At 72.1% G+C, this 12,219-nt stretch carries 9 protein-coding genes; 3 read left to right on the top strand and 6 right to left on the bottom strand.

What is annotated here, in order from left to right; genetic code table 11:
- The first annotated feature begins 52 nt into the window (after positions 1–52).
- A complete protein-coding gene (rox, locus tag IEZ03_RS20215; RefSeq protein ID WP_184880300.1) occupies positions 53–1,516 on the top strand; it encodes a rifampin monooxygenase in 1,464 nt (487 codons plus the stop codon).
- Positions 1,517–1,589: 73 nt separating this feature from the next.
- On the opposite strand, the gene IEZ03_RS20210 is transcribed toward rox, so the two are convergent.
- The 3 genes from IEZ03_RS20210 to IEZ03_RS20200 form a co-directional block, all read right to left on the bottom strand.
- Complete coding sequence (locus IEZ03_RS20210) at positions 1,590–2,765, bottom strand: hypothetical protein (protein ID WP_229808425.1); 1,176 nt, start codon at positions 2,763–2,765, stop codon at positions 1,590–1,592.
- Between the two features lie 80 nt (positions 2,766–2,845).
- Positions 2,846–3,784 (bottom strand): endonuclease/exonuclease/phosphatase family protein, encoded by a 939-nt coding sequence (locus IEZ03_RS20205; protein ID WP_373293668.1) that lies wholly within the window; start codon positions 3,782–3,784, stop codon positions 2,846–2,848.
- Positions 3,785–3,939: 155 nt separating this feature from the next.
- A complete protein-coding gene (locus IEZ03_RS20200; protein WP_184880296.1) occupies positions 3,940–4,635 on the bottom strand; it encodes a D-alanyl-D-alanine carboxypeptidase family protein in 696 nt (231 codons plus the stop codon).
- 88 nt (positions 4,636–4,723) lie between these two features.
- Between IEZ03_RS20200 and IEZ03_RS20195 the strand changes: the two genes are divergently transcribed.
- Complete coding sequence (locus IEZ03_RS20195) at positions 4,724–5,413, top strand: response regulator transcription factor (RefSeq protein ID WP_184880294.1); 690 nt, start codon at positions 4,724–4,726, stop codon at positions 5,411–5,413.
- Positions 5,406–6,575, top strand: coding sequence for a sensor histidine kinase (locus IEZ03_RS20190; protein ID WP_184880292.1), 1,170 nt, complete (start codon positions 5,406–5,408; stop codon positions 6,573–6,575). The genes IEZ03_RS20195 and IEZ03_RS20190 overlap by 8 nt, the downstream gene beginning before the upstream one ends.
- Before the next feature lie 74 nt (positions 6,576–6,649).
- Here IEZ03_RS20190 and IEZ03_RS20185 read toward each other — a convergent pair whose 3' ends face one another.
- From IEZ03_RS20185 to IEZ03_RS20175, 3 genes are read right to left on the bottom strand one after another with little or no spacing between them, the layout of a single operon-like run.
- Positions 6,650–9,994 (bottom strand): ATP-binding protein, encoded by a 3,345-nt coding sequence (locus IEZ03_RS20185; protein ID WP_184880290.1) that lies wholly within the window; start codon positions 9,992–9,994, stop codon positions 6,650–6,652.
- On the bottom strand, positions 9,991–10,662 hold the full coding sequence (locus IEZ03_RS20180) for a DUF4194 domain-containing protein (protein ID WP_184880288.1): 672 nt from the start codon (positions 10,660–10,662) through the stop codon (positions 9,991–9,993). Before IEZ03_RS20180 ends, IEZ03_RS20185 begins: the two co-directional genes overlap by 4 nt.
- Positions 10,655–12,169: a DUF3375 domain-containing protein gene (locus tag IEZ03_RS20175; RefSeq protein WP_184880286.1), complete on the bottom strand. Its 1,515-nt coding sequence runs from the start codon at positions 12,167–12,169 to the stop codon at positions 10,655–10,657. The genes IEZ03_RS20180 and IEZ03_RS20175 overlap by 8 nt, the downstream gene beginning before the upstream one ends.
- Between the last annotated feature and the right edge of the window lie 50 nt (positions 12,170–12,219).

The following is a 12,219-nucleotide window of genomic DNA, read 5'->3' as shown; positions in this document are numbered from 1 at the left end:
TAGGTGTCGCCGGGAGCGCCTCGCGATAAGGCACTCCTGAAAGGCAGCACCGATGCGCTCATCGCACTTCACCCCCGACCCGTCGGCGAACACCACAACCGAGCACGACGTCATCATCGCCGGGTGCGGGCCCACCGGCGCGATACTGGCGGCCGAACTGCGGCTGCACGACGTGCGGGTACTCGTCCTGGAGAAGGAAACCGAGCCCGTGCCGTTCGTCCGCGTCCTCGGGCTGCACATTCGCAGTCTCGAACTGATGGACATGCGCGGAATGCTGGAGCGGATCCTCCCTCATGGAAGGCGGCGTCCGGCCGCCGGATTCTTCGCCGCCATCACCAAGCCCGCGCCGACGGGCCTGGATTCCGCGCACGCCTACCTGCTGGGCATCCCGCAGCGGGCGCTGGTCCGGCTGCTCGAAGAACACGCGATCGAGCGGGGTGCGCAGGTCAGGCACGGTCGCGCGGTGGCCGGGTTCGAGCAGGACGACGAAGGCGTGACCGTCGAGCTGGACGACGGGGAACGGCTGCGTTCGCGCTACCTCGTCGGATGTGACGGCGCCCGCAGTACCGTCCGCAAACTGCTCGGCGTCGGATTCCCCGGCGAGCCCTCGCGGAACGAGACGCTGATGGGCGAGATGGAAGCGGGTGTTCCGCAGGAGGAGATCTCCGCCAGGGTGGCCGAGGTCGGCGGGACCGGCAGCCGGTTCTGGCTCAGGCCCTTCGGGGAGGCGGTGTACAGCGTCGTCGTTCCCGCCGCGGAAGTCAGCGATCGTGCGGAACCGCCCACCCTGGAGGACTTCCGGCGGCAGCTGCGCGCCGTCGCCGGAACCGATTTCGGCGTCCACTCCCCGCGCTGGCTGTCCCGTTTCGGGGACGCCACCCGGCTGGCCGAGCGCTACCGGGTCGGGCGGGTGCTGCTGGCCGGCGATGCGGCGCACATTCATCCGCCGATCGGCGGTCAGGGCGTCAACCTCGGCGTTCAGGACGCGTTCAACCTCGGCTGGAAGCTCGCCGCGCAGGTCCGCGGCTGGGCGCCGGAGACACTGCTGGACACCTACCAGGCCGAACGTCAGCCCGTCGCCGCGGACGTGCTCGACAACACCCGCGCGCAGACGGAACTGACGTCCGCCGAACCGGGCCCGCAGGCCGTCCGCAGGCTCCTCACCGAGCTGATGGACTTCAACGAGGTGAACCGCCATCTGACCGAGAAGATCACCGCGATCGGCATCCGCTACGACTTCGGGGAGGGCCCCGACCTGCTCGGCCGCCGCCTCCCCGACATCGAGACGGGACACGGGAACCTCTACGGTCTGCTGCATCGCGGCCGCGGTCTGCTGCTGGACCGCACCGGACGCCTGACCGCCGGCGGCTGGGCGGACCGCGTCGACCACGTCGCGGACCCCGCGGCGGCACTCGACGTCCCGTGCGTCCTGCTGCGCCCGGACGGCCACGTCGCCTGGCTCGGCGGCGACCAGCGTGACCTGGACGCCCACCTCTCCCGCTGGTTCGGCGGCTGAGCGTCTCGGCCACCCGCCGCGGTGCCCGTTCCATCTGCTGGTGCTGGCCGGAAGGCTTCTGTCCCGGCTCCGGTCAGCACCAGTAGAGGTTCGAGTTCGTGCGGGTCACGTTGCGGAGGACGATGTTGCTTCCAGCGCAGGGACTCCACCTGATGTTGGTGTTCGCCACATGCAGGTTCTGCAGGGTGATGTCGCGGGACGGCGGGAACTCGGAGCGCGCGGCGATCCGGACCTCGCCGCCGCCGTCGATCGTGCCCGACGAGATCGTCATGTTGTAGCAGTTCTCCAGCAGGACGGCGTTGTTGCCGGTGTAGGCGAGGTCGACCTGGTCGATCACGGCGCCGCCGCTCTCGGAGACGCAGAAGACGCCGCGGCCGCCGCCGCGGGCCTTGACGCTGCCCACGCGGATGTTGGCCGGATAGCCGTCCCCCACCCGGCCGTTGCGGTTGGCGAACCGCAGCGCGGCGTAGCCGGTGCCGGTACCGGCGCCGTCCGCGTCGACCCGGGTCACGGAGGCGTTGACGGTGTCGTTCAGCAGCAGGCCGGAGCCGCCGGTGTTCCGCGCCGTCACCCGGTTGACGGTGAGGCCGTCGACGCCGTAGGTCTCCACGCCGTGGGTGCTGCTCCCCGAGACGTACACCTGGTCGATGGCGATGTTCCGGGACCGGACGCTGCGGTCGCCGTGGTTGTCGATGCGGACGCCCAGCCCGCTCGACAGGCGCATCTGGATGTCACCGAGGACGACGTTCTCGACGTTCCGCATGAAGATCCCGTACAGCGGGCTTCCGGTGAGGTACAGGTAGCGCACCTCGATGTCGCGTGCCCCCCGCGCGTAGATCGGCGCCTGGTCACCGGAGCCCGAACCGGTGACGTTGACGGTGCCGCACACGTCGATCCCGGTGTAGCTCCGCATCGAGATCCGCGAGCCGGCGCTCATCGAGCCGTTGCCGCGTACGACCACCCACTCTTTGGAGGTGCGTCCCGAGGAGAGGCTGTCGATCGCGGCCTGCACGGCCGCCCGCATGTCGCCGCCGCTGTACACGGTCCGGCCGCCGTTGCGAGCGGTCCACGTCCCGCCGTTCTGCACCGCCTCGGCGTTGTAGGACGAACGGTCCCCGCACGCGGCGGCCGCGGGCGGCACCGAGACCCCCACCACCGCTCCCGACGCCATCGGGACGGCCACCGCGAGCATGACGACGCGAGCGCGCCAACGGCGCGGCACCAAGGAGCGGATCAGCACGGCACTCACCTCGAACCGAATCTAGAAAGCGCTTTCACCCGCATTGAAACGGCTGCGCTCCCCCACGCTCAACCCGCCTTCCACAGCTTTCACCCGGACCAGCTGATCCCGGCCGCGACGGGCCGGTGGTCGCTGCCGGTGGGCGGCAGCACCCGCGCGCTCTCCGGGTCCACGCCGCGCACCAGGATGTGGTCGATCCGCACGAGCGGGAACGTCGCCGGCCAGGTGAAGTCGAAGCCGTCCCCGGCCGCGTCATGGGCCGAGCGCAGCCGCGAGGTGATGTCGCCGAACGCGCGGTCGCCCACGCTGCCGTTCAGGTCGCCGAGCAGCACCACCCGCTCGTTCCGCTCGGCGGCGACGGCCTCGCCGAGGGCCTTCGCGCCCCTGTCCCGGTGGGTCGTCCAGAAGCCCGCCCTCGGGTTCACGCGCACGGACCCGAGGTGGGCCACGTACACCGCCAGCGGGCCGTGGTCCGTGGTCACCGTGGTGCGCAGCGCCCGGTTGTAGCTCATCTTGATCTCGGCCGGCTTGGTGGCCGCCAGCGGCCCGTAGTCCATCTGGATGTCGACCGGCCGGGTGTCCGACAGCGGGAGCTTGCTCCACAGCCCGACCGTGCCCTGCACCGTGTGGTGCGGGTACGCCTCGGCCAGTTCCTTCTCGTACGTGCCCCTGGCCTGCTGGGTCAGCTCTTGCAGGGCCAGCACGTCCGCCCCGGAGGCGACCAGCTCGCGGGCGGTGCGGACGGGTTCGGGGTTGTCGGCGCCGACGTTGTGACTGGCCACGGTGAGGTCGCCGCCCGGGGTGGACCTGTCGATGAGCAGCCCGCCGAAGAGGTTCAGCCAGGCCACGACCGGCAGGAGCAGCGCGGCCGTCGCGGCGGCGGAGCGGCGCCACAGCGCGCCGGCCAGCAGCACCGGGACGAACAGGCCGAACCATGGCAGGACGGTCTCCACCAGGCTGCCGAGGCTCCCGATCCGGTTCGGGATCTTCGCGTGCAGCGAGATGAGCAGGCCCAGCAGCAGTGCCATGGCCGCGAAGACCAGGCCGCGCCTCCACGGTTCCGGCTCGAAGACGACGCGGATGCCCGTGTGCCGGGTGCGGGAACCGGTGGTCGGGCGGTCGGCGCCGTCCTGACCGAACCCCACCGTGTCCGGGTGTGCCATTGTTCCTCGCTCGCCGCCGGTCACCGGCGCATCCTCGGGTCATGGGTGGGGTCGGCGTACATGCGCGGGCAGCCGCGATGGACCGCGTCGGTGCGCAGCTCGTAGTGCCAGGGCTCGTTCCTGTAGATCTGGCACAGCCCGTACCGGGCACCATGATCGGACAGCCACGACGTGGCGTCGGAGTGCCCGATGTCGGCGGCCTCTCCCGCCACGTGGAGGGACGTGTCCGCGGTGGCCACCCAGCGGGCGGCGGCGGCTTCGGACCCGTACTCGGAGACCGCCCGGCGGAACAGCCGCTCCTGGTACGCGGCGGAGCGCCAGCCGCTGTTGACGTAGAACTCGATCCCGTCGCCGGCGGCGTCGGTCGCGGCCCGGCGGAGCGCGGCGAGGAGGTGCGGACCGAGGTTGGCCACGGCCGGAACCGCGTCGTTGAAGACCGTCACGCCGTAGGGGACGACACCGTCGGCCTCGCCGATCGCGGCCCGCCGCTTGGGCGGTGCCTTCGAGGACGGTGCCTTCGAAGGTGGTGCGGACGAGGATGGCGAGGGCGATGCCGGCGACGAGGACCACAAGGGTTCGGGCGGGGGCGAGGACGCGTCCTGCGATCGGTAGCCGAGAGCCGCGGCGATGGCGGCCAGGGCGAGCAGCAGCGCGACGGCGAGGACCCGGCGAATCCGGCGGGTCCTCGGTCGCGCCGGCGATGGGGACGGATTCATACCGCTCAGTCAAGGCAGAACGGTGTTGCCGCTGCGTATGCGGTTTTCGATACGCCGGCGATACGCACCGGCTCTTAACATCGAGAGCATGAGGGTGCTGATCGTCGAGGACGAACCTCTGCTGGCGGAGGCCGTCCGCGACGGCCTCCGCCTGGAGGCGATCGCGGCCGACCTCGCGGGTGACGGCGACACGGCGCTGGAGCTGCTGAGCGTCAACGCCTACGACATCGCCGTCCTCGACCGCGACGTCCCCGGTCCCTCCGGTGACGAGATCGCGGAGCACATCGTCGCGTCCGGCAGCGGCATGCCGATCCTGATGCTCACCGCCGCAGACCGGATCGACGACAAGGCATCGGGATTCCGGCTGGGCGCCGACGACTACCTCACCAAGCCGTTCGAGCTCCGCGAACTCGTCATGCGGCTGCGGGCCCTGGCCCGCCGGCGCGCGCACGCCCGGCCGCCGGTCAGCGAGATCGCGGGCCTGCGGCTAGATCCCTTCCGCCGGGAGGTGTTCCGGGACGGGCGCTATGTCGCGCTCACCCGCAAGCAGTTCGCCGTGCTGGAAGTCCTCGTCGCGGCCGAGGGCGGTGTCGTCAGCGCCGAAGAGCTGCTGGAGCGGGCCTGGGACGCGAACGCCGACCCCTTCACCAACGCCGTGCGCATCACCGTCTCCGCACTGCGCAAGCGACTGGGCGAGCCCTGGCTGATCGCCACGGTGCCCGGCGTCGGCTACCGCATCGACACGGGCCCCGTCCCTCCCGGCGGCACCGGTGAATAGGCGCCCGGGGCTCAGCGCCCGGCTGAAGCTCACCCTCAGCTACGCCGGATTCCTCCTGCTGGCCGGCACTCTCCTGCTGGCCGTGGTCTGGGTGTTCGTCCTGCGCTGGCTACCCGAGGTGGAACCCGGCCGCATCCAGCAGCGGTTCGGCGCCGTGGTCATCACCGGGCCGAACCGCTCCGACCTCCTGCGGGGCTTCGCGCCCGCCGCGGCCGCGGCACTGGCCTTCCTGCTGGTGTTCGGCCTCGTGGGCGGATGGATCCTCGCCGGCCGGATGCTCGCGCCGCTCACCCGGATCGCGGAAGCGGCCCGGATGGCCGCGAGCGGATCACTGTCCCACCGGATCCGGCTCCCGGGCCGCGAGGACGAGTTCCGCGAGCTCGCGGACGTGTTCGACGCCATGCTCAACCGGCTCGAAGCCCACATCGCCGAGCAGGAGAGGTTCGCCGCCAACGCCTCCCACGAGCTGCGCACCCCGCTGGCCATCTCGAAGACCCTTCTCGACGCCGCCCGCAGCGACCCGGCACGGGAACACGGCGAGCTCGTCGAGCGCCTCCAAACGATCAACACGCGGGCGATCGACCTCACCGAGGCCCTCCTGCTGCTCAGCCGCGCCGGCCGCAAGAGCTTCACCCGCGAGGCGGTCGACCTGTCCCTCATCGCCGAGGAGGCCGCCGAGACGCTGCTCCCCCATGCCGAGCAGCGGCAGATCACGCTCGATGTCACCGGGGAGGCGGCGGAGGTCCTCGGCTCCGCGGAACTCCTCCTGCGGATGGTGAGCAACCTCGTGCAGAACGCCATCGTCCACAACCTCCCCGCCGGCGGCACCGTGACGGTCCGCACCGAAGCGCGGCCGGACGAGAGCGTGCTGCGGGTCGAGAACACCGGCCGGCCGGTCCCCGCGGACCTGGTAGCGACGATCACCGAACCGTTCCAGCGCGGAACGCAGCGCGCACGCACCGACGAGCACGCCGGCGTCGGCCTAGGGCTGGCGATCGTGGACAGCGTCGTCCGCGCCCACGACGGCACCCTCGACCTAACCCCCCGCCCCACCGGCGGCCTCCTCGCCACGATCCGCCTCCCCGGCGGCACACGAGCAGATCACCCGGTCACAGGAGAGGCTTCGGCAGAACGTCCAGCAGGCGGCTCGCGGCGTCCGTGAGCTGCGGCAGCTCAGGCGCCATTCGTTCCAGGGGGTAGCCGAGCCGCGTCGGCCGGGGTGATCAACCCGGGGGGTCATGCGTCCGGGACCGCCACGATGGGTTTGGCCCAGGAGCGGCCCTCGGGGTTCTTGAGGATCAGGTATTCGGCGTCCACGTGGGGTTCGATCGCGCTGTGCTTGTCGTTGGGGGCGCTGATGATGAGCTGGAAGCCCAGGCCGCGCCAGGCGCCGATGGCGCGGCCGGTGAAGTGGGCGTCGGCCTTGATCAGGGCCTCGTCGAGGAAGACGGGGGCGTAGCGCGGGCGTTCGGCGCCCGCGTCGCCGAGTTGGTAGCGGAGTGCGGCGCCGACGATGAACGCGACGAGTTCCTGGGACTCGCCGCCCGACTTCTCCCCGATGTGGTCGTACACCGCGACGTGCGCGCCGGCGAGGTCGCACTTCTCCGCGCTGATCCGGACGTGGTTGCGGACGTCGACCAGGTCGGCGAAGTCGGGTGCGGTGCGGCGGATGTGGTCGATGACCTTGGCCATCCGGTGGTAAGCGCGCTCGCGGTCGGTGTCCGTGGCGGCCTTGTCGATCAGGGCGCGGATGTCGCGGAGCTCCTTGCGGAACCGGGCGCGCACGGCGGAGTGGCTCTCCTGCGGGTCGATGCGCAGCCGGTGGTGGTCGTCGGCGAACGGCAGTTCCGCGAGGATGCGGTTCACCGGGTCGATCCGGTCGCGGATCTCGCGGACCGCGGCGGCGAGCTCGCTGTCCAGGCTGGTCAGGTCGTTGCCGGAGAGCTTGAGGAGGCTGTCGCGCCACTCCGACTCCAGCTCGTGCAGGCCGCTCGTCTCCAGGTCGGTGAGCAGGCGGTCGAAGTCGCGGTAGGACGCGTCCGGGTCGGTGCCGAGGTTCGGGTTCGGCCAGCGCTCGACGAACATCGAGAACGTGTCCTGCAGCGCCTTCCGGGAGCGGCCGATCTCCTCCTCCGCCGACTTCCGGTCGTCGTTCATCCGCTCGACGCCGCGGCGGTGCGCGGCGTCGAAGTCGGCCAGCGCGGTCGCGGGATCGGCGCCGGCGGGGGCGGTGCCGAACAGGCCGGCGAGGTAGTCGCGGTGGTCGGCGCCGACTTCGGTGCCGGACGCCGCGGCGGTGTCCAGGGCGTGCTGGGCGCCGTCCACCTCGTCGACGATCTTCTCCCAGTCCCGGACGAGCCGTTCCACCTGCTGCTTCTGACCGCCCACCTTCTCGGTGAGCTGCCTGATCTGCTCCTTGAGCTCGTCCGACTCCCGCTGCATACGGTCGATCTCGGGGTTGCCCTCGCGGACCTCGGTGACGACCTCTTCCCAGCGTTTCCGCTCGGCGACGACGGATTCGACGTCCACCTGGTCCCAGGACAGTTCGGTGACGGTCCGGTAGGCGGTGCGTCTCTCCTCGAACGAGTTGAGGGCCTGCTCCGCCTGGGTCGCGCGTGCGACGGCGTCTTCGTGGCGGTCGCGGGCGCGGCCGATTCGGGTGTCGAGGTCGGCGAGCAGTCGGTTGTTGCTGAACCCGAGGAGGTTGGCGCGGCCGTGGCCGCCGTGCGCGCCCCGGCCCCGCTGCGACGTCTGGCCGGTGATCGTGAGCGCCTTGCCGTACTGCCCGAGCAGCTTGGGCGTCTCGACGCAGACGAAGTCGAAGCCGCGGACGAGTTCGCTCTTCAGCCAGGCGGTGAACACGGACGGGCGGTAGTCGAGCCGGCCGGGGAGCCGCTTGTCGTCCAGCCCGATCTCGTCGCGCATGCCGGTGTTGACGCCCTCGAAGTGAATGCGCCGGGGGAGCTTGACCGCGTTGATCGCCTCGCGGAACGCGTCCAGGTGGGCGGCGTCGATCAGCATCCGGGTGGCGAACCCGCCGAGCGCCAGGTTGAACGCCTCGCGCCACGTCTCGTACTCCGTGCGCACCTCGATCAGCTCGCCGACGAACGGAAGGTCGTCCGGGGTGAGCCCGGCGGCCTCGGCCAGCCGGTCGCGGGCGGTGTGCAGGTCGGTGGGGATGTTGCCGCGGCGGGCCTTGACCGCCTTCTGCTCGGCGCGCAGGTCGGCCAGTTCGCGTTCGGCCGCCTTGAGCTCGGCGGTCGCCTCGGCGAACTCGTTCTGGGCGGACTTGCGCGCCTGGGAGTCGCCCAGGGCTTTGCGGGCCGTGTCGACCAGCGCGGCGAAGTCCTCGCTCGTCGAGACGGTGGCGCCGATCGTGCCGAGGACGCGGTCGAGCCGTTGCCGGGCGCGTTCGACCTCGGTCAGCCGCCGTTCCACGTTGCGGATCTCGCGGAGCGCGGTGTCCAGCCGGTCGCCGCCGGAAGCGCGCAGGGTGCCGATGAGCGCCTCTCGCCGGGACTCCGCGGCCGTGATCGCCGCGGCCGTCTCCTGCACCTCCTGCTCGGCGCGGCGGCGCCGCCCGGTCAGGTCCTGCTCGGCCGCGCGCAGCAGGTCGAGCCGGCGCTCGTGCCGCCACAGCGCCGCGGGGGACGCCGGGTCGGCGAACGACCCCACGTCCTCGATCACCCGCAGCCGGTCAGCCGCGCGGTCGGCGGCGTCCCGGTGGTCGCGGATCGGGGTCAGCGCCCGCACCTGCCGGCGGGCGGTGATCATCCGCTCCCGGGTGCCGGACAGCTCGTCGAACTGCTGCACCACCTCGTCCGCGGTGGCCAGCGTGGACGGCTCCTCCAGGACCATCGTCTTGTACAGCGCGTCGACCGTGGTGATCTGCTGCCCGGCCTGGATCCTGCCGAGCAGGCCGACCGCCTTGTGCCCGTCCCCGGCGGCGCCGATGCCGAGCGCGGTGTGCAGCCGGGCGGTGAAGTCGCGGTCGGTGTCGAAGCAGGTCAGGCCCGTCGCGGTCACCGCGGCGCGGGAGAGCCTGCTGCCCGCGGGGCCGTCCAGGTCGCGCAGGTCGTAGGCGTCGTCCCGGGTGGCGCGGACGGGGACCACGTCGTCGAGGGTCCGCGCGGACGACGGCACGTACCAGGCCCGCAGCGCGGTGAACATCGCCCCGCTCTGGTCGGCCCAGGTCATCGCGATCGCCGACCAGGTGTCGCGGCCGTCCCCGCGCAGCACCCGCAGCCGCGTCTCCCCGTCCGCCCGGGACTCGTCGAGCTTCCCGCGCGCGTAGGAGAGGATGTTGCGCTGGTCCTTGCCCCGCGGCCGGCCGACCACCCCGCCGTTGGACGCCCCGTTGAACGGCGTGGTGTGCGGCATCAGCAGCGCGATGTAGGAGTCCATCAGCGTCGACTTGCCCGACCCGGAGCCGCCGCTGAACAGGGTCGCGCCGGGGGCGAACCGGACGCGGTGGTACCCGTCGTACCCGCCCCAGTTGACGAGCTGCAGGTCCCGCGCCACCCACTGCTGCCCGCGCGACGCCGCCGGGATCAGCCCGAACAAGGTGTCGATCATGCTCATGACGCGGCCCCGTTCCGCTCCCGCAGCCAGTCGTTAAGCTCGGTCAGCCTCTCGATGCTCAGCACGACCTCGACCAGCGGCGTGATGCGGTACCGCCCCGCGGACTCCTCGGTGAGGAGCCCCTCGGTGACCAGCCGCTGCACCGCGTTCTGGATCTCGCGCTGGCTGCGGGCGAGGTTGTGGTCGTCCGGATCGAAATAGGTCAGGACGGTCTGCTCCAGCTCCTCGATGTCGACCCGCGCGGACGTCTCGCCGGCGCCGCGTTCCCGCTGGAAGACGGTCCGCAGGTGGACCAGCACCAGGGTCTCGGCCCGGTTGTAGGGGTCGTCGCGCAGCAGGATCGGAACCTCCAGCTCCGCCGAGCGCACCTGCTGCTTGTAGGCGATGCCCCGGTCGTGGTCGACCACGAGCCGGACGAACAGGTCGTGCAGCCGCGACTCGATGATCTGCTGGTTCTCCAGCAGCGTGCGCCACTGCGCCGGGTGCTTCTCGGCCAGCAGGAACCTGCGCTGGAGGAGCCGTACCAGGACGCGCCGGACGTCCACGTCCAGCGTGCCGGTGTCACCGGCGAACAGCTCGGACGGGTCGTCCTCCATCGGGACCGGCTCGATGAAGCCGGCCGCCGCGTCGGACGTCCGTTCGTCGTCGGGGGCGGCCGTCTCACTCATCGCCGTCTCCCGCCGTCCCGTCCGCTGCGCCGGCGGGTGCCGGGTTCGCCGCCAGCACGCCGCCGAACGCGAGCCGCCGCCCGGTCCCGTCCGGCCGGACCGCGTCGACCACCGCGACCTCGGCGGTGTCGGTCATGCCGAGGTCGTGCGCGATCTCCAGCAGGCCGAGCAGATCCACCGGCCGCCGTATCCGCTCCGCCGCCGCGCGGAACGCCTCCGCGACGTCCACCTCGCCTTCGTCCCCCGCGAACTCGGCAAGGTGCGTGCGCAGTTCGGCGTACTGGGGGCCGCCCCAGGCCCGGGTGTCGGCGGACGGCACGTCCTCTGCCTCGTCCCACTCCTGTAGAGGCGTGGGCGGCTGGGGCGGACGCGGGTCGCTGGTCGTCTGCCGCAGATGCCCTACGTCGGCCACGGGCAGGCGGCGCAGCGGGTCCACGGTCGCGCCGCGGCGCGACCCGGGCACCCAGCTGTGGAAGCCGGACATCACGTCCCGCAGCAGCTCGTCCACCTGGCGGTCCCGCATCGGGTCGTGGTTGCGCACCTGGGTGGTGATGACGTGCGACGCCTGCCGCTGCGCGGCCAGCACCTCCTTGACGCCCTGCTCGATCCGGCGCGCGATCTCGGCGAGCTCCCGGCGCTGCTGCTCCGGCATCTGCTCGGTGAACCGGTGCCGCAGCACGGTCCGCAGCAGCCCCCACAGGTCGTCGATCCGCGCCGGGTCGCCGATCAGGCGCAGCGCCCCGGCGAACGCGCGGCCCTCCGGTGTCGCGTCCATGATCTGCCGGCCGCGCTCCAGGTACTCGCGCAGCACCTCCCCGGTCGGCCGGACGTCCTGCCGCAGGTCGGCAACGACGTCCCGCTGCATGGCCTTGATCGACTCGGCGACGCGGGCGAAGTCGGCGGGCAGCTCCCGCGCCAGATGCAGCACGTTCTCCGCCGCCTCCAGCAGCTGGTCGTCGCCGACGGTCTCGACCTCGCCGCCCCGTTCGAGCCGCGCGAGCTCGCGGCGGCGCTGGTCGATCTCCGTCTGGAGGCGCGCCATCCGCGCCATCACGTCCGGGTCGGCGTCCTGCGCGAGCCGCTCGACCGCCTCCAGCAGCGTCCGGACCCGGGACTCCGACACCCGCGTCCGCGCCCCGCCGACCCGGCCCGCCACCTCCAGCGCGCCGACGCCGTGCGCGGACAGCCGGTACACCTCGACGTCGTCGGAGACCTGCCGCACCAGCCAGCCCGCCTGCACCCACTGCCGGCACAGGTCACGGGGGTTCCCCGCCGGCAGCGGCTGGTCGCCCTCGTGGCCGTAGCCCGCGGCCCGCAGCCGGTCGAGGGCGTCGGCGAGTTCCGCGTGCGCGTCCGCCACCGCCACCGCCGGCCGCTCCGGCGTGAACATCATCGCCAGCACCGTCACCACGAACGGCGCGTAGGTCCGGTGGAGCAGGTCGAGCATCGGGTTCTGGAACGCCCGGAGCGCACCCTGATACGCGCCCTCCACGCCTCGTGTAGCCATCGCCGAACAGCGTACGACGGTCCGGGCGGCGGAGCGGCCTTCGCGCGGTG

It is taken from the genome of Actinomadura livida (assembly GCF_014648675.1).
In the GTDB taxonomy this organism is placed as follows: domain Bacteria; phylum Actinomycetota; class Actinomycetes; order Streptosporangiales; family Streptosporangiaceae; genus Spirillospora; species Spirillospora livida.
The sequence above is the reverse complement of the archived record's forward strand: the minus strand, read 5'-3'. Positions and strand labels throughout refer to the sequence as shown.